Here is a 17,412-nt window from a genome sequence, read left to right as displayed (position 1 = left end):
GGATAGAAATTATACTTTTTCATTTTATTTTCATAAGGTTACGCATAATTCTCCACGTATTTTATCACTCAAAAAAGCGCTAGTTTGCAAAATGTGCACACTTAAAAATCAACCACTTACTGAAATGAAACTACTGTATTTTACCACCCTAACGAGCCCTAACCTTGCCAACGAGATGGCACAAAGTTTAAGCAATGTATCAAGCTGCTTTTTGCAATCTAATTAACCACCACAATCACTAACTTTCTAATTTATCTTTGAAGGTACATGTAAAAAACTGCATGATTAAAAATCAAAGACGGCTTGTAGCTGTTTAACAAGCGTTAGTACGGGTTTGACATCAAAGGTCATAAGTTTTGGTGTTTATCTGTTTCGGCGCTCGTCTTTACACCTTTCAGTTTGTACCTTTCACGTTCTTTCCGGTGGCACTATATGCTGAGTGTTCGCTTTGATTTCACCGTTTACGGTTTCTAACTCTTAGCCTATTTCTTTGGCGCTTCTTCATTTTTGTGGCGGCTTCTGAGTGAATCTTTGTTGCTATTGGCGCTGCCGTCGGAGTGCGAGGATTGAATCCTTTTCAAATTTGAAGCCGGTGAAAGTAGGGCAGCTCAGTGTGTTTTTCTTCTAGCTCACTTTTGTCTCTCAGTGGCGGTAAAGTTTTGTAGCTGCCCGTCTCACTTCAGTGTTCAAAGCCTTTCATATCATCTGAATTTTCAATATCTTGGAGCACATAAATAGAAGTAGCGCATGTACTAACAAATTGCTTAAGAGTGATTCGTAACGCGTGGCATTTTTACTTTGCGGTGGCTTATGGTGATTAAGGCGCTGTGCGGTAGCTTTTGTATTGCGTTACTCACACCTTAGCAAGGCGTTATATTGCCCCGATAAATTCGGCTATTTAGAGCTTTAAAATGATAAGAAAGTACAACGAAAATGACATGGATTCAGTTCTTGAAATTTGGCTTAAAGCGTCAGTTAAAGCTCACGATTTCATTTCGGCTGAGTTCTGGGAATCTCAAGTAGAAAACATGCGTAGCATCTACATTCCAGCTTCAGAAACTTACGTTTACGAAGCTGAGTCGAAAGTAGTCGGCTTTTACGCACTGTATGAAAATAGCCTAGCTGCTATATTTGTCTCTCCTGAACTTCAAGGTAAAGGCATTGGTAAGCAACTATTGAGTCATGCTAAAACTCAGAGGGCGGTATTGAGTCTTTCTGTATACAAGGAAAATCAGGCTAGTTATCAATTCTATTTGTCTCAAGGCTTCAAAGTCGTGAGTGAGCAATTGGATGAGCACACTGGACATTCACTGGACATTCCGAATACACAATGAGTTCGGGCATATAACAAACTGTTCAAGAGGGATTCGCAACGCGTGGCATTTTCATTATGCATTGTTTTTAGTGGTTAAGGTGGTATGCAGAAGCTTCGGTATTGCGTGCCTCACACCTTAACAAGGCGTAAGTTTTCCCGTGCTCTAATAGAATACGGGAATTAAATGAAGGCTTAGAATAAGTTGTCTCGAATAATGGCTACATTGTTTTTGCCAGCATGCGAATCGCTAGCCGTTTTAGCAAATGTAACACCATATCGCTCATCACCAATAAACTTGGCTTTGTTGTGGCTACCTTCAGTTATAACTTCTATATTCGCCATGGCAAAAATTTCTCGAAGCTTTGGTGTCAAAGAGCGATAATCCCTCAGTTCTTTCTTAAGTTCTTCAAAAAACTTCGTTTTCAATTCGGATGTCTCATTGTTCTGGATGATATCTAGAAGGACATCCTTACGGCGTGAATATTGTTTTGCTGACTCATAGGCCAGTTTGAGACTATCGACTAAAATGTTTAGGATCTCACCTTCATAAAGCTCACGCTCTTTACCCATATTCAATGCAGGCACACCAAAGTGTTGTCCTTCAAAACGCGTTTCAAGGTGTTCAATTTTAGCTCTTAGGATCAACAAATTGTTTTCCAGCTCTTCCTTATCTGATTCGGAATCATAATACATACTTTCTGTATCTGTAAGGTTAGTGGTTAGCTTTTCAATCTCTGCATTAGACGTTTCTTGTTGGCGATCAAGCTCTTCCATCGCTTCTTCTAGCAACTGCTTGTAATCTGAGTCTTCTGTTAATGAAGAAACTTTTCTAGTTAAAGCAATTCGCTGATCTTTTTGCCGCTTAGCTCGAACATCTGTCGGTGAAAAGTGCTCTTTACGATATCTCCCGTTTGTTGTGTGTGTTACGAGAGACAGCAACTCATGTAACACGTGTATATTTTCTTGCTTCCACGATTCGATTTGATCGCTAAGAACTAATGAATTGCGCGGAACATCTCCACCAAAAAGTGGTTGAACAATATTAACGGCTCCATCCCAAGCTGAATAGCGTTTAGTCAATACGCTTTCCATAAAGCCATCATCTGTATCTTCTGGAAAAACCACCACTTGCGCAAGACCAAGTAATTGTTGCTGTAGTCCGATGTTATGGATGTATTTGTTCTTACTAACAAGCACTAGTGGGTAGTCTCTCTCAGGCCGAAAAATTTCCCATTTTAGCGCGCGAATATCGTCTTCAGTATTTAAGAAGTTTACTTTTAGTCCGACGGTATCACGTTTAAGCAGTCGACTATCAGAAAGGTATTTAACAATTAAAGGTCGCGTAGTAACGACTGTTCCTCGCACCTGAGTACTAATATCGTTTACTTTCAACTGAATCGAGAACTTGGTCATTCCGTCCTCTTCTTTAATTCCGATTTCAGTTTCCCAGTGACGACCTTTAATTTCATGATCTGGGTGAGTAAGAAGTACAGAGTACATTTTAGGTTCTAGTGCGACTGCACAGAATGTACGCACGGTTATATTATCAAATTTGTAGTTGCAACCGCTTTTTAGCGTTTCAACATCAAACTCTTCCTTTGTTTTGAATTTAATCCAGCCACATACCGATTGAAGTGCACGTTCTGTAGCATTGTTGCCACTTAGCTCAAAATCGTTAACATAAACTAACATTGTAAACCCTCGAATAGACACGCAGAACAGAATAGCACACCCCTTTTTTTGTGCAATCCATTGCACAAAACTAACAGGCATTCAAGAGTGATTCGCAAAGAAAAAGGAACTGATTATGTTTAAGATTGAGACTAAGCGATTGATTGTTAGGGACATGAGCCTAAAAGATAAAAGCGCTTTTGTTGCTATGTCTCAGGATGCTAAATATCAACGTTTTTATGATTAGAGTGATTGTGACCCTAGTAAATACAGAGAACTAACAGACTTATTCATTGTTCAGGCCTCTGAAAATCCAAGAAAATCATATCAATTAGCTGTTGAGTGTAAGGTGTCAGGAAAGTTCGTTGGGACTATTTGTTTACGTTTAGAGGGCAATCAGCAAGCTTCAATTGGGTGTGCGTTCTCTAGAGCATCTCAGGGTGATAAGTTGAGCTATGAAGCCGCCTTAGCTCTCGCAGATTTTGGTTTTTCGGAATTGGGAATTCACCGTATCTATGCGAAGACCATTAGTAGGAATCTACCAGCAATTAAACTCTGTAAGTCTTTAGGTATGCGTCAAGAAGCTCATTTTAGAGAGCATCGCTTTTTCAAAGGCCAGTGGTGGGATACAGTAATTTGGCAGTCCTTCGAACTGAATGGCAAGACACAGCAAAACTTAAAGAATGGATTTCTGTTCATAAATGAGTCATTTCAGAAATAAACATAGTTCGCGCTGAATTTACGGTATCATGCACAATTGACCCAATTGAGTTATTCATGATTATACCAACTAGAATTTCCTCTCCCCTTCCCTCAAATGTATCTTGCTCCAACTGTAAGGCTTGTTGTTGCCGTCTCGAGGTTATGATTATTTCAGATACTGGCGTACCTGAAGAATTTATTGCACGTGACCAGCACGGAAGCGAAACCATGATGCGGCTAAATGATGGTTGGTGCTCAGCTTTAGACAGAGACACGTTAATGTGTACTATTTATGAAAATGGACCTTGGATTTGCCGCGAATTCGAAATGGGCTCTAATGAATGTTTAGATGAACGAGTAGAGTTGTTGTAAAACCGCTATTCAAACAGCGAGTGATTCGCAACGCGTGTTATCCTATCGTGCGTTGTGTATATTGTTTTCCTTCGAATCAGTGTGTGCCTTGCTTAGAGTATGAGCCTTCAAAAACAATCTTCCTCTCAAAGAGGCATGCAACCTACTAGACTAAACCAACTACTTATCATCAACGACAGGGTAAGTGATATGTCCGCTGAAAATGACAAACAAGAGGTCACTGTTGTCGATATAAAAAATACCTTTTGTATCGATGGTTGTTTTTATGTGGATTAGTCAGGACGTGATCTGACCTATTACTCTAGCTCACTTTTGCCCCAAACCTTGTTACGGCCGCTGTACTGTACTACGTGAAAACCTAATACAGAAAAGCTCTACCTATAAGGCAGAGCTTCTTGAGGTGTCTTTTTAAATACCAGTAACGAATTGTAGCGTTTCTTGAGCGTATGATTGAACTGTTTGTAGATCTAAGCTTTGAATCTTAGTATCAAAACCATCTGCATGATGAAACGCCTTAGAAAATTCATTAATTTTAGTGATTTGGCTTATCTGATTGTGTGTGTCGAAGAAGTGACTACTAGGATCTGTCTCATCTCGAATTTTCGTAATCATATTACCTAACCAAACGCCTTCGTTAAACTCTCGAGGGTATAAGAAGCGTAGGTGTGCTTCTAAAATAGGGCGAATAGAACGAGCTACTTCAACTTTTGATTCATCTTTGGCGTCAGCAACAAAATCATAGAGCTTATTATATTCTTTGTGGTAGGAGTGAAGAACGTGAGCGTCATAGTCGCTTCTTTCTACCATTTGACTAGATATGTATTGAGAACTGTCAGCCTTAAGAGGATCTGATTTTTTATATGACACATCAATCTCAAAGCACTTGGTATGTTGGGATAATATCGAGTATTTCTGAATCTCAGATAAAAAGAATGGATCGTGACTAAATACGATGGTTTGATAGCCGTTGTTAATCAGCTTTTCGATCTCAACGATGGTTGCGTCTTTGCGGTAGTTATCTAAGGATGACATAGGGTCATCTAAAACAATGATGGAGTTGTCACTATTAGCCTTGGCAAACTTAGATAAGAAGAATGCTAGAGCGAGAGCAGATCTATCACCTAGACTCAGAACGTGCTCAAAAATGTGTTTGTTATCGTCCACATTTTCAACTGAAAGTTCTTTGTCGATAAAGGTTATTACATACTTAAGACGAGTTGAACCACCTTTACCTTTATTGTCCTTATCAAGCTCTTTGATTCGTATCATTGAGTGAAAGTTTTTCAATAGCTGGTTAATAGAATCTTTATGCTCTTTAATGCTATCTTCCTGATCTTTATCAATTTCATTTTTTAACTCCTTGATTTTATTAGTCTTGTCTCTTTTATCATCAGACAGAGACTTGTGATAAACCAAATCGTCAGCTACTTCTGCTTCGAAACGCTTCTTGGTTTCTTCAATGTCGTCGATCTTGGCTTGGAGAGCTTGAGTTGAACCAGTTGCTAGTTGATTCAAAAACTTAGTAACTTGCTCGTTAAATTCTTGCACTTCACGGTTGTATGCCGAGAAGTCAAACCCATTGAAAATACTGTCAAATAGTTGATTGAACTTAGTGAAATTAGTTTCTAACAATAAGTCTTTTTTCTTCTCTTTGATCAGGTTGACACACTCAAATACGATTGATGTTGATAAAGAATCAAGGTCTTTAAAATCATATTGAGGATTGAAGCCTTGGATGCGATCTGACCAAGTTTTGATAATCTCACTATTGGATTTCACTAAAGCTTCTAAGTCTTCAATTTTACAACCAATGTCTCTTACATCTAATTCGAACTGGTCACTATCAAGCTCGAACTTATCACTAGCTTTGGTGTATGAATCATTAATGAAATCCTGATACAGCCTAAAGATACTGGAGTTTGCAAGAGGTTGAGCGCAAAAAGGGCAATTATCTAATTCGTTTACCAGTTGAGTGCCAGTTTCAAGCCACATGACATCCCGCTCTTTAAGATTCTTAGCTATGTGCAGCTCAACTTTTTCTTGTGCTTCTTTTGACAGACTCTCGATGCTGAGTGTGAAGACGCTTGTATCTAAATCTGGCTTAGTCAGAGCCAAGGGAGAAAGCTTTTTACGGTTTTTGTAGTGTTCTACACTCTTCAAATCTTGGATTTGAGCTTCAAGACTTGCAATCTCAGCATCAGCGTTAGGAGTAGCTTTTATACCACGGATTTTAGCAACTGTTTTTCCTGGAAATTTCGTAGTGAGTCGTGTATCAATTGGGCTTAGCTGAACGTTGATAGCGTCAATTTCTGCTTTAAGTGTATCAATCTCTTGTTCCTTTAATACTGATACTTTACCTAATGAAAACTCATAATAGTTAGTGAGTTGACTACGATCTTTAGCATTAGGAATATAAAGGTTAGTATCAATGAACTCTTGATTGAATACTTGGAAACTAAACGGTGTTTGAAGCGAATTTAGCGTTACGTTTTTACCGCCAACTCGAAGATTGAGAGCTGGTACACCATCAGACTCTAGCGGCTTTAACGCTTCTATCGCTGCTTTGTCGCTTTCATTTATAAAATTGAAGATCTTACTTAGCGTAGACTTACCAGAGCCATTTCGGCCGTAGATCAGGTTTAGCTTATCAAACCCTTGAGTTAATGCTCGCTTGTGTTGCCATTGCTTGATGTTTTCAATTTTTATTATTCTTTCTAGCATTTCTAATTTTTTCAGTTAGTTGCGCTTATTTGTGCAAGGTTAATATGGGATTAAAGGCATACTAACATGGTTATGTTGTCCAGAACTGTGTCTAGCTCAAAGAGCAGAGAATTATCAGATAATTGCCTTTTATCTATCGGAACTTTCCATACCTGAGTTAATTTAAATTTTACTAATCTAGTAAAAGCGCTAACGCATTTCTGTCCAGAGACGTGCCAGAACTATCACTGCTGGCACACTTATGCCCCATTCCTTGTTAGTGCTAGTAGGCTTGATTAAAGACCAATTTCTCTCTTGGATTAGGTTACGTAATGTCTAGAAGGCTTAAACTATCTACCAATTGATTAGATAACCTTTTTACAACGGGTTTTATTTTTTCGTTTTTCCAAACAAAGCAAAGAGGTAAATGTAGTTCTACCTCGCTTAATGGTATAAACCGAATAAGTGGAGAAGCCCTTGCAACATGTCTGCTATTTACAATAGCGACACCTTGCCCTGCGGCAACCAATGCGAGCATAGAGCTTTCATGATGCGCCCAGTGCAACACACTTGGAAATAGGCCAATAGACTTGAACTTCTGTTCCTGCCAGTCATAAAAGGCTGGATACGAGACTCTGGGAAAACGAATGAAAGGCAATGAATTGAGCTGTTCTACTGTAACGCTCTCACCAATACGTTCACTCCATGACGCAGGGTAAGCGAGCGTCATTTTATCTTTGCGTAGTTCAATAAAGTCGTATGAGTCATCCAAATCTTGAAATAAGTACACGAACGCACAGTCCAAAGCCCCTTTCTCAATATGCTTTAGTAGTTTTACAGTGTTGTCTGTCACCATTTCCATCGCAATATCTGGGTTTTCTTCTCTGAACTTGCTTAGATAGTTTGGAACCATGCCTTCCCACAACACAGACTCCACTGAGCCTAACTTTAGATTCCCTATTGAACCAGAAGCTACTCTTTTGACTGTTTGGGTTGCATTTTCGATACTGTCAACAATTTCAATCATTTGCTCTCTATAGTATTCGCCTGCCAACGTAAGTGAGAGTCTTCTTGATACCCTGTCAAACAATAGAACCCCGAGTTCCTCTTCTAGATCACTGATTTGGCGTGAGATTGCTGGCTGGGTGACACTTAACAATTGCGATGCTTTTCTCACCCCCCCAGAGTTAGCAACAGCGAGAAAATACTTAATTTGTCTAAGCTCCATCATGACCACTTTGTTAACTATTCGGCATCAATACATAAGAATATATCAATATTTTTTATCAAGTGCATGGCGTACTCTTCGTAAAAACACAATCTAGAAGAATTAATGAACACTAATAACTCGAAAAAGACTGGAAAAGGGAATTTAGTCAAAGGACTTGGATATGGCCTCGTGACGGTAAGTTGCTGGGGAGCATTGAATGTTAGTACGCACAATGCACTACAAAATGGCTTTTTGCCCAATGACCTAACGATGCTTCGTTATTGTGTCGCGGGTATGATATGTCTGCCTTTTGTAATAATTAACTATCGAAAAATTGCGAAATCATCATTTTGGCTGAGATCGACAGTATTCGCACTGTTAGCTGGACCGTTATATGGCTGGTTAGTAAATAAGGGAATGCAACTCACTCCTTTGTCTTATGCAAGTGTTATGGTTCCTACATTTACGATGGTAATTACCATGCTGTTGCTATCTAGGATGGGGGAGAAAGTTAGCAAGGCTCAGGTGATTGGTACTCTAGTCATTGTATTCGGTTTATATTCCTTGATTAACAGCCCTTCGAGTAGCGAGCATCAAAGCAATATAGGGGTAGCAGCGTTTTTACTTGCAGGGTTGGCTTGGTCTTCCTTCACAATTTTGTTGAAGAGGTGGAAGATTGAGCTTGTTTCCACAATTTTAATGATGAACATTGTGTCGGGTGTAATCTATTTTCCAGTTTACATTACCAATGCCCATTCTGGACTGTCTAGCCTGCCCATTGAGCATTGGGTTACGCAGATTGTAGTTCAGAGTGTGGTCGCTTCAATTGTCGTAGTTTTTACTTTCGCTAATGCAGTTAAGTATTTAGGGGCAACTCTCGCGTCAACTCTTCCTGCACTAATACCTTTAGTATCAATCTCGCTCGCAATTGTTTTGTTCGAACAAACAATCACAATCAGTGAACTACTAGCTCTAGGTGTGACATCTGTAGGTTTTGTTATATGTACATTGAATAAGCATCAAAAGGCTATTCAAACTAGAAGAGATCTAGCGAATCAGGACTCGACTTGAGTTCGAAAATGACCAAAGGTGTCGCGGCTTATAGTGTTTGAGGCAGTAATACCGCCATCTACATTAAACAACGTTTTGATTAATCAGTTTCAGTGAATTATTACGACTGGAATGGTGGAATTGTTCACCTGAAGGATTACAGTTAATCTTAATGCAATCATGTATCGTGGGCTATTAGAGCTTCAAAGTTCAACGTCATGTTTAACAAGCATTTTCAGGTAGGTTCGCAACGCGTGGCGGTTTTAGTCCTAATCGGGTTTATGGTTTAGGTTAGATTAGATGGTAGCGCTGCTCACTTCTTAACGCGGCTACATGAGCGAATATGGAGAAATGAATTTGTACGGTCCAAACCCAAATGATAAAGAGCCAATGAAAGGTTTTCCTCAAGTTGGTTATCTGAAAAACTATATTAAGTCTTCAAATATTGAAGTTGGAGATTATACGTACTATGACGATCCTGATGGGGCTGAAAACTTCGAACGAAATGTACTTTATCACTTTCCTTTTATTGGTGATAAGTTAAAAATTGGAAAATTTTGTGCTATTGCTAAAGACGTTAAGTTTATTATGAATGGTGCAAACCACAATATGTCAGGCTTTTCAACTTATCCTTTTTTTATTTTTGGTAATGGTTGGGAAATCTCAACCCCAGAATCTGGTGAACTTCCTTATAAGGGTGATACAGTAATTGGTAATGATGTTTGGTTAGGGTATGACTCAACCATTATGCCCGGAATAACGATCGGTGATGGTGCTATCGTCGCGAGTAAGTCTGTTGTGACACAAGATATACCTGCTTATAGTATTGTTGGTGGGAATCCCGCTAAGATTTTGAAGTATCGTTTTGAGCAAAATGTCATAGATAAGTTGTTAGAAGTTGCATGGTGGAATTGGAGTGCAGAGAAAATAACTAAAAACCTAAAAGCAATAACACACAACGAATTAGATTTGCTTTTAGTAGAAAGTGGCTCATAACAAACGTTCAAGGTTTCAAAATACTTTTTCTAATCTGACAGAAACGAATTAGGGCAATCCCCTAAATCGTTTTTGTCCAGAAGCGATTTTGGTGGCATTTCCCATGGAATGGGACGGTACTAACAACTTCCCTAAAAGTGATGCATACCCATAGCATTTTATGGTTCCGATTTGGTTTCGCTTGGTAACTCGGTTAGACATTATAAATAAAAAAGCCCTTTCTATTTTGCAAGGGCTTTTTTATTTGCAGACACCGACCATAAACTCACCCTCTCAACCAATCTAATCCCCCACTCTTTTTCTTTCGTGCACTCAAAAACGTGACTAGGGAACTCAAAAAGAAAACTACTGACAACCCGCTAACTTAACGAGCCTGAAATGCCCTATTACATTAAGTCTAAACACCTTTAATTTATTGATATTGGAGAAGTTATGAAAAAAGTCTTATTCGCTTTACTTATACCATTCTTTGCTAATGCATCGACAATTGAACCAGATGGAAATGAGATAATATCATTGCGATATTCGGATACTAAATTTGCTGGGGAAAACCAAGCATTATTTGGCATTGGATTCTCTCATATTCGCGGTGCTGGAAATGTTGGCTTTACTCTTTCTGCTGATGCACAAAATTTTGATAAAGATGGTAATTTTGTAGAAAACGTAGGCAAAGAATCGGAATCATTTCAACATTATAACATCATGGGCGGTTTAACTTATGGTGTTATAGATGAATTTTATGTTATGCCAAAAATTGGCTTTACATATAGCAAATACAAAAACAAATTTGCAGACACAAATTGTTCAGTTTTGTTAGGTTGTCAGGATTTCATCAATACGGACAGAAAAGACAATTACGGCATCTCATATGGCATTGATTTTATGATGATAAGTAATTCCCTTGCTTATGGTATTGGTGTAACAGATGTTGATTATTTTGATGATCGAGACGTTAGATTAAATCTAAGCGTTGGATATAAATTTTAAACAAAAAAAGCCGCTCAAACCGAGCGGCGTTTTTTATTTATGAAATATCGATTTCAAATGGATAATCGTTTCCAACTCCATTCCAGATAAGATCCCAAAGTGTTCTTACATCACCAACCACAAGATCATCTAAAAGCAATGCCGTATATGTGTAATTACCATCCGCATCAACTTCTGTATTAATAAACCAATTATCTGTGTTGTAAGTAAAAGTTACGCTAAGACCGCCCATTTTTACAACAAAGGTTGTATATGTCGTCGTATCTGCTGAGAATTTAATATCCATGATATGCGCACCTGATGCGCCATCAATCAAACCATCCCTAGCAATGATGTCGTATAGTTTTCCTACTGGTGGCCGTATTGTATATTCTGGATTAGTCAAAGAGCCAAATACGTTGAGCTGATAGCCTCTCATTGTTGGCTTGGTAACTCCTTTATCAGTAACAGTCATCACAGAAATAACTTGATCAACTGTGAGTGTTGCATCGCTTGAAACAGCATTACCTTTTGAGTTGGTTGCTTCAGCTCTGATTGTGTGAGTCCCCAAGCTTGGCTCAACAAATGTGTAAGTTGTTGAGTTGCTGCTAGGTTGTGCGACATTATCCAAGAACCAAACGATTGTTCCCGTTTCCCCGCCCCAATCAACGGTAATTGAAGCAGTGTAGTCTTGTGCCTCTGTAATTGTTCCGCTCGATGGGTTTGTTGTGATTGTGGGTGCCACAATTGACGGTTCAACAACAATCGTAACCGTGCTTGTATCCGTATATCCACCAAAGCCAAATATACGACAAAAGAACGTATGGTTGCCAGTTGATGACGGAGTAAACACGTAGCTAGATCCAGTGGCGCCAGAGATTGGAGTGCTTCCGTTGTACCACTGATAAGACAACGTGGATCCTAGACCATCAGCGACAACGGACAGCGTTAAGTTTTGAGAGTCCGTAATTGTACCACCCACTGGTTGAGTGGTTATCATCGGTTTGCGCGCGACCTTTTCACCATCAAGGTAAACTTCATCAATATTAACGTCATTTAACTTTAACGTTCCGATTTCTACACCATTAAAATAGATAGCCATAAATTAACTCGTATACAGGTTTAACATGCTTCCAGAAACGGTATAACGAAAACCACCGAAACCAGATCCCGCCGCTGAAGAGTTGTTTGCTGCTGGTACTTTCGCTATTGGAATAACTGGCAATCGACCAGTGTTTAACGTACCAGAGGTAATAGATCCAGCATCTATATCTTTTTGTGCTTGAGCCACAATCTGACTCAAATAAACATTCAATCCACCATCAGCATGCTCAACATAAAACAGTGGGTTATCTGCAAGCTGAGTGTCTGAAATATTAGTTAGCGAACCTACCGTCGTTGTTCCTGCCGGCTCACTTCTTGTTGCTGAATTTATAAATTGCTCAAGCATTACAACTCGCTTTGCCATAGCTTCTAATTCTGATTGTAACTTCTCAACGTCGCTCATTATTTAGTCTCCAGTGGTACGGCAATGCCCTCATTGGCTGGGGTGATTAACCATAGGTTTGCTGGTGTTACCAGTTTTGTTTTTGTGTAGTCAAAATCCGTAATTTTGAAAGTTGCGCCATTGCTTAAAGTGGCGTCCTCGGATGATGTAGCAGTGAATGTCACTTCATCAGATTTCGCTAAGGCCGAGTAATATCCGTTGGCATCTATGGACGCTTTCGTACTATCACTTGAGCTCCAATTCACAACCGATGGGTTATCTGTAGAACTGACTGCAATCCCGTTGTTGTACGTCACACTAGCTGTAGTTCTGCCAGTGTCGCCAACTGCAAGCTCGGGAACTGGCGTTGTAATAGAAACAGCGGTAGGAACAACCGCAGTGATAGTTTTTGTGATGGTTTGAAAAACGCTGTCGTCGTAAGTTTCATCTTCCGATACAGCTAAGGCAGTAACTGTAACGTCACCACCAGCTATAGCTGTATAGGCGCCATTAGAATCAATCGTTAATATTGACTCATTACTTGACGTCCACTGCACAACGCTAGGGTTATCTGACGTACTTATGACGTGCTCGTCTACATACGTTACTGTCGCGGTAAGTGTTCCAGTATCGCCAGAAAAAACCGTATCTGGAAATGAAGACACGATAACTGATGAAGGTACGACTGGTGAAATGTCAAACGTTGCATCGCCACTTATATTATTGCCATAAGCAGGATCGGTGGATGTAGCTAAAGCCGTTACCGTTACCGAGCCAGCGTCTAAGGCATTAAAATTGCCTAAGCTATCGATTGTAAGTATTGACTCATCGCTAGATGACCATGTGACTGTTCCAGAATCTTCCGCTGTAGTTGATGAGTTGCCGTCGCTATAAATCACTGTCGCTGACAACGTACCAGTATCACCTCGAAATACCGAAGCTGGAACGCCAGATATTGTCACTGCGTTTGGCAATATAGGTTCAATAAACGTGATTTCTAAGTAGGTACCAGATGGGTTAGCGAGAACTTCTAATATTTTGGTAAGTTGGGCCAACTTAAACTCCGATACTGGTTGCGGTACCAGCAATCCAAAATTAGAAGGCGTAACCAGCCATAGATTCGATGGAGTGATCAGTCTCGATTGGTACGACTCGACATTGTAGATATTGATAACTAAATGTCTTGGCCTTGGTGATGAATACTGTATCCCTACTCCATTACCTACGACTTGCTCAATGACCAATGTATATGAATCGTAAGTGCCTGCCGTTTGCATTGCTTGCAAAATGGCCATGTAGTTTTCGGCAAAGAAATCGCGGTTAAGTCCGGTAAGCACCGGAAATGTGTTGTTATCGTAAAGCAAGTAACCAAATGGTTTTGAACCAACCATTTCAGAGTTCATCTGAACTAACTCATCAATGATCACTCGCTGCTTAGCTGTGAGGGTTATATTGTAGAAAAACTCGCACGCTTCATCGTTTCGAAATAACTGCGTCATTTCCTCTCCAATTAAGCATCAGTAATAATCACATTCTCTACTGGCAAGTTCGGAATGAATTTTACGTTATAGGGTGTTTTATAAATGCCTTCCGACCAACTGGTACCATCATCTAACGAATACTCGGCTTTGATGTTTGACGCATACAAAGCATCACGGTTTATTTCAAAATACTTTTCTGGTTCGATATCCATTCCGATCCAAAAAAACGCATCAAAGTTGGCAAGAAACTTACTCACAATGTCATCTTGGTTATCGACCACTGCATTTGTGTTTCTTGATTTAGTGAGAGTGAGCTTCCACAAAATCGGCTTTTCTTCTTTTGCGGTCCATCGGTAAGTCTCAACGCCACCCTTGGTTAGAACAATGTTTTGCTCGATATCACCGACCATGTAGGTACTCGCAACCACAGCCGTTTTTTCCATATACGACGCGATTTGGTAGTTGATGTTAGCCGAAGGAGTGTAATCAATGGCAACGTGCATTTTCCCTGAATTCTCTTCCGTCATTTGCATAATGGAAGACTTGAACCCAAAGTTTTCTTCAAGCCCGGCAATGAGGGCATTTGGGGTTGTTGTTGGATTGTTTATTTTTAAGTTTGAGTTTTGGATAAACTCGGACATTTTCACGAAGAGAGATGCAATGATGGTTTCGATGGTCATATCGATTTGCGCACTAGCATAAAACACTTTGTATTCATCACTAGCGACAAAGGTGTTAAACGCCAAGCCAGAGAATTTATCATCTGACTCTTTAAACGCCTCAAAGTACGCTTCAATTATCGTGTCAAAGTCATCAGGAGTTAGACCCGTAGATGAATCCCATATCATGTGTATGAACCTGTAACATATTGAGTGTCTGCGGTGCCAGCTAACGTGTAACTCATTTTTAACGTAAAGCCTTCAACCTCGACTTTACTGTTAAGAACCATAATCGAACGTTTCACTGATTCGTTAATAATCCATGTGTTAAAAGCTGCTGCGTTAAAGTTAACCTCTGGCATGTACCAGTAATCAAAATCAAAACCAATACTAGGCGCGTAGTACAAACTGCCTTGATTGGTTTGAAAGTTGTTCTCGAAGCGAGCAACGTTTCTCCCTTTCCCTAAATATCCACTTAGCGATGCCATAATTACCTCAGTTTTAAATCTTCGAGATCTGATTTGAGTTGTTCAAGTTGGCTCTTGGCACCTTCATCAAGCACTCTTACCTCTCCAACTGCTGGTGAACCAGAGCCGCCCGTAACGGACACCACAACGTTTTGACCTGCAATTGAGATAGCCTGTTCAGCAATACCAATCGCCTTGTCTATGATTGCCTGAGCGTCTAACTGAGTATTTGTAATGTAGATTGAAAACTCTTCGCCCATAATGAGAAAACCTTCACTGTCAGCTTCCCCTGCGGATACGTTGATTACATCGTTTGGCTGGTAGGTTTTACCGTCAATTTCGACCTCAAGCTTTCCATCTGAAATTATTGCTTTTAGTAGTTTCATCAGAAATCCTTCGTTCGTAGGCTTAGGTCAGCTTCAACATGCACAACCACCGATTGACCATCTTTTGCTGTGAGGGCATCAAAAACCGCCTGAGCCGACGCATCAATAATCTGATATTTACTTGAAACCCAAGGAAGGCTTGGCGTGGTAATTTCTGTTGAATCCTCAAAAGTAATCTTGAGAATTACTGCGTTTGCGCTAAACCACTTTTCGGAATTTGCCGTTCCAAAGAAAATCTTAAACTGCGGATTACTATCAGCATCAAGACCACTTGAGGCATAGAGCATATCAACTTGAGTTTTTGTAACAGGGAACTCGCCATTGCAGCTACCCATAGCCCAAGAAGACTTAAAGCCAGAATTTTCCGTTGACGCAGTGCTGTGTGTGCCGATCCCAAGCGAAAAGTCGTAAGACTCGGAAGCTAGGCCAATAATCTGCATTTTGCTTTCTACGCCTATGTTTTGTTCAAGGGCGTTAAATAGATCCGACGTTTTCGCTGTATCGTGCAGTTCATATCGGAACCCAGTAGTGAATGGTGCCACGTACTGCTTACCCTTGTACTCAAGGTAAATCGCAGCGAATGGTTTACCTAAAGCGGCGGTATCTACAGTTACTCGAATCCAATTACTGGTTGTCGACGCTTCCAGAGCAATGATAGTGCCACCATTTACATCGCTAGGCACAATGCTGCCATGGGAGGAGTTAAAACCATTGACTTCACCATCAACAATTCTCGCGGCAGTCATGCTGTGCCAGTCAGTAACATCTCGAGAGATTTTGAATATCGCGGCTCTTGACCATAGCGACGTAGAATCGACTTCGGAGTCGAGTAACAGCGCAGGAGATTCATCGGCTATTGCTGGTGGATATTTATTTGATAGCTCGTTGCGTGATGAAACCACAGCGGCCCCTTCCTCTGACGATGACGTATTCATTACGCCTAAAAAGTATTGTTCGCCTTCTTCTAGCACTGTTTCTGGCACCGAGAACTCGACTAAGTGAAATTCGTTAATACCAACCACACCGGATAATTCGCCACTATCAAGCACAAGCTCATAACCACCTTCGACTCGCTTGTAGAGAGAGACGATTGCCCTTTCTAGCTCTGAGCTAAAAATCATCACACCGCCATACACAACGTCGCCAGCCTGAGCAATAAGCTTGTTGCCCAAGTCTGACATGTTGTTTTCGTATTCTTCGACGGTTAGCCAAGGCTGCTTATTGGAATATCCAGTGTCATAAACTAAGTTACCGCCGTCCGATTCTGGCTCATCAAAAATGCCAAAATTGTACAGCTCAACCAACTTTGCTGAACTTACCTCAATCGAAGTCGATGTTTGTATTGAACTGTCGCTTGAAACTTGAACGATGATACTTGCGGTACCAGGCGAAACAGCCTCGTAATTTCCGGTTGTATCTATCGACATTACCGTCGCATCAGATGAAGACCAGTTGACAACATTTGGTGCATCTGAAGAATTTACCTGTGAGCTGTCACTGTAATACACGGTAGCCGTTAACAACCCAGAATCCCCTACGTTAAGCGAACTAATGGTTTCGTTAATAGTCACACTTACGGGTGAGATCACGCTGGATCCACTTCCCGTAGGTGGTGCCACCATTCCGCGTTGAAATGGGATGTGCACGAAATAGCTCATGATGCATCGACTCTAATTGATGTTTGGTTAAATGCTTCGTGTGGTTTTTGTGCTGGTGTGTGGAAAAGCTTTTCGCCAGCTTTCATCGTAAAAGAAATCCAGTCTCTCACTAAAATCCCTTCAAACTCAGCTGGCGCATCAGTCCCGGTATAAATGTAAATACCAATGCCATCGGAACTTTGGTTTTGCACAAGTACAGCTGAGCCATCAGGAACGCCAGCATCGGTCCATTCACCAAACACCGATGCTTGGTTAGCTAAAGTCGTCATAATTCACCTTTGGTATTTAAGCGC

General features: G+C 40.4%; 16 protein-coding genes and 1 pseudogene. 6 read left to right on the top strand and 11 right to left on the bottom strand.

The features are described from left to right. Positions 1-911: 911 nt before the first annotated feature. Positions 912-1,334 (top strand): N-acetyltransferase, encoded by a 423-nt coding sequence (locus tag BIW15_RS08120; RefSeq protein ID WP_077280797.1) that lies wholly within the window; start codon positions 912-914, stop codon positions 1,332-1,334. 173 nt (positions 1,335-1,507) lie between these two features. Here BIW15_RS08120 and BIW15_RS08110 read toward each other — a convergent pair whose 3' ends face one another. Continuing rightward, positions 1,508-3,007, bottom strand: coding sequence for a hypothetical protein (locus BIW15_RS08110; RefSeq protein WP_077280794.1), 1,500 nt, complete (start codon positions 3,005-3,007; stop codon positions 1,508-1,510). A gap of 115 nt (positions 3,008-3,122) precedes the next feature. Between BIW15_RS08110 and BIW15_RS08105 the strand changes: the two are divergent. Then, a pseudogene (locus BIW15_RS08105) lies at positions 3,123-3,691 on the top strand (GNAT family N-acetyltransferase). Positions 3,692-3,763: 72 nt separating this feature from the next. After that, the gene (locus BIW15_RS08100; protein WP_077280792.1) at positions 3,764-4,060 is read left to right on the top strand and encodes a YkgJ family cysteine cluster protein; all 297 of its coding nucleotides are present in this window, start codon (positions 3,764-3,766) and stop codon (positions 4,058-4,060) included. A 408-nt stretch (positions 4,061-4,468) separates the two neighbouring features. On the opposite strand, the gene BIW15_RS08095 is transcribed toward BIW15_RS08100, so the two are convergent. Continuing rightward, entirely contained in the window at positions 4,469-6,781 is a 2,313-nt protein-coding gene (locus tag BIW15_RS08095) for an AAA family ATPase (protein ID WP_077280791.1), read from the bottom strand. Positions 6,782-7,085: 304 nt separating this feature from the next. Then, positions 7,086-7,991, bottom strand: coding sequence for a LysR family transcriptional regulator (locus BIW15_RS08090; RefSeq protein WP_077280789.1), 906 nt, complete (start codon positions 7,989-7,991; stop codon positions 7,086-7,088). Between the two features lie 102 nt (positions 7,992-8,093). On the opposite strand from BIW15_RS08090, the gene BIW15_RS08085 reads away from it, so the two are divergent. The 3 genes from BIW15_RS08085 (at position 8,094) to BIW15_RS08075 (ending at position 11,003) form a co-directional block, all read left to right on the top strand. Continuing rightward, on the top strand, positions 8,094-9,041 hold the full coding sequence (locus BIW15_RS08085; protein WP_077280787.1) for a DMT family transporter: 948 nt from the start codon (positions 8,094-8,096) through the stop codon (positions 9,039-9,041). A 330-nt stretch (positions 9,042-9,371) separates the two neighbouring features. Beyond that, positions 9,372-10,016 (top strand): Vat family streptogramin A O-acetyltransferase, encoded by a 645-nt coding sequence (locus tag BIW15_RS08080; RefSeq protein WP_373270264.1) that lies wholly within the window; start codon positions 9,372-9,374, stop codon positions 10,014-10,016. Positions 10,017-10,448: 432 nt separating this feature from the next. Continuing rightward, positions 10,449-11,003, top strand: a complete 555-nt coding sequence (locus BIW15_RS08075) for an outer membrane beta-barrel protein (protein ID WP_077280783.1) — start codon at positions 10,449-10,451, stop codon at positions 11,001-11,003. 37 nt (positions 11,004-11,040) lie between these two features. On the opposite strand, the gene BIW15_RS08070 is transcribed toward BIW15_RS08075, so the two are convergent. From BIW15_RS08070 to BIW15_RS08035, 8 genes are read right to left on the bottom strand one after another with little or no spacing between them, the layout of a single operon-like run. Beyond that, on the bottom strand, positions 11,041-12,084 hold the full coding sequence (locus tag BIW15_RS08070; protein WP_025633802.1) for a hypothetical protein: 1,044 nt from the start codon (positions 12,082-12,084) through the stop codon (positions 11,041-11,043). Between the two features lie 3 nt (positions 12,085-12,087). Continuing rightward, positions 12,088-12,489 (bottom strand): hypothetical protein, encoded by a 402-nt coding sequence (locus BIW15_RS08065; RefSeq protein ID WP_005495325.1) that lies wholly within the window; start codon positions 12,487-12,489, stop codon positions 12,088-12,090. After that, positions 12,489-13,967, bottom strand: a complete 1,479-nt coding sequence (locus BIW15_RS08060; RefSeq protein WP_077280782.1) for an Ig-like domain-containing protein — start codon at positions 13,965-13,967, stop codon at positions 12,489-12,491. The genes BIW15_RS08065 and BIW15_RS08060 overlap by 1 nt, the downstream gene beginning before the upstream one ends. A gap of 11 nt (positions 13,968-13,978) precedes the next feature. Next, a complete protein-coding gene (locus BIW15_RS08055; protein WP_077280781.1) occupies positions 13,979-14,797 on the bottom strand; it encodes a hypothetical protein in 819 nt (272 codons plus the stop codon). Next, a complete protein-coding gene (locus BIW15_RS08050) occupies positions 14,794-15,096 on the bottom strand; it encodes a hypothetical protein (protein WP_021453695.1) in 303 nt (100 codons plus the stop codon). The genes BIW15_RS08055 and BIW15_RS08050 overlap by 4 nt, the downstream gene beginning before the upstream one ends. Before the next feature lie 2 nt (positions 15,097-15,098). Next, positions 15,099-15,461 (bottom strand): hypothetical protein, encoded by a 363-nt coding sequence (locus BIW15_RS08045; RefSeq protein WP_021454295.1) that lies wholly within the window; start codon positions 15,459-15,461, stop codon positions 15,099-15,101. Then, positions 15,461-17,119: an Ig-like domain-containing protein gene (locus BIW15_RS08040; protein WP_077280780.1), complete on the bottom strand. Its 1,659-nt coding sequence runs from the start codon at positions 17,117-17,119 to the stop codon at positions 15,461-15,463. Before BIW15_RS08040 ends, BIW15_RS08045 begins: the two co-directional genes overlap by 1 nt. Next, a complete protein-coding gene (locus BIW15_RS08035; protein WP_021454060.1) occupies positions 17,116-17,388 on the bottom strand; it encodes a hypothetical protein in 273 nt (90 codons plus the stop codon). Before BIW15_RS08035 ends, BIW15_RS08040 begins: the two co-directional genes overlap by 4 nt. Between the last annotated feature and the right edge of the window lie 24 nt (positions 17,389-17,412).

The organism is Vibrio sp. SALL6 (assembly GCF_002002385.1).
Taxonomy (GTDB): Bacteria; Pseudomonadota; Gammaproteobacteria; order Enterobacterales; family Vibrionaceae; genus Vibrio; species Vibrio parahaemolyticus.
Note: the sequence above shows the minus strand (reverse complement) of the source record. Positions and strands in the feature narration are given on the sequence as shown.

Coding starts and splice junctions, on each gene's coding strand:
- BIW15_RS08120 (WP_077280797.1), top strand. CDS start 912: ATGATAAGAAAGTACAACGAAAATGACATGGATTCAGTTCTTGAAATT.
- BIW15_RS08110 (WP_077280794.1), bottom strand. CDS start 3,007: ATGTTAGTTTATGTTAACGATTTTGAGCTAAGTGGCAACAATGCTACA.
- BIW15_RS08100 (WP_077280792.1), top strand. CDS start 3,764: ATGATTATACCAACTAGAATTTCCTCTCCCCTTCCCTCAAATGTATCT.
- BIW15_RS08095 (WP_077280791.1), bottom strand. CDS start 6,781: ATGCTAGAAAGAATAATAAAAATTGAAAACATCAAGCAATGGCAACAC.
- BIW15_RS08090 (WP_077280789.1), bottom strand. CDS start 7,991: ATGATGGAGCTTAGACAAATTAAGTATTTTCTCGCTGTTGCTAACTCT.
- BIW15_RS08085 (WP_077280787.1), top strand. CDS start 8,094: ATGAACACTAATAACTCGAAAAAGACTGGAAAAGGGAATTTAGTCAAA.
- BIW15_RS08080 (WP_373270264.1), top strand. CDS start 9,372: ATGAATTTGTACGGTCCAAACCCAAATGATAAAGAGCCAATGAAAGGT.
- BIW15_RS08075 (WP_077280783.1), top strand. CDS start 10,449: ATGAAAAAAGTCTTATTCGCTTTACTTATACCATTCTTTGCTAATGCA.
- BIW15_RS08070 (WP_025633802.1), bottom strand. CDS start 12,084: ATGGCTATCTATTTTAATGGTGTAGAAATCGGAACGTTAAAGTTAAAT.
- BIW15_RS08065 (WP_005495325.1), bottom strand. CDS start 12,489: ATGAGCGACGTTGAGAAGTTACAATCAGAATTAGAAGCTATGGCAAAG.
- BIW15_RS08060 (WP_077280782.1), bottom strand. CDS start 13,967: ATGACGCAGTTATTTCGAAACGATGAAGCGTGCGAGTTTTTCTACAAT.
- BIW15_RS08055 (WP_077280781.1), bottom strand. CDS start 14,797: ATGATATGGGATTCATCTACGGGTCTAACTCCTGATGACTTTGACACG.
- BIW15_RS08050 (WP_021453695.1), bottom strand. CDS start 15,096: ATGGCATCGCTAAGTGGATATTTAGGGAAAGGGAGAAACGTTGCTCGC.
- BIW15_RS08045 (WP_021454295.1), bottom strand. CDS start 15,461: ATGAAACTACTAAAAGCAATAATTTCAGATGGAAAGCTTGAGGTCGAA.
- BIW15_RS08040 (WP_077280780.1), bottom strand. CDS start 17,119: ATGAGCTATTTCGTGCACATCCCATTTCAACGCGGAATGGTGGCACCA.
- BIW15_RS08035 (WP_021454060.1), bottom strand. CDS start 17,388: ATGACGACTTTAGCTAACCAAGCATCGGTGTTTGGTGAATGGACCGAT.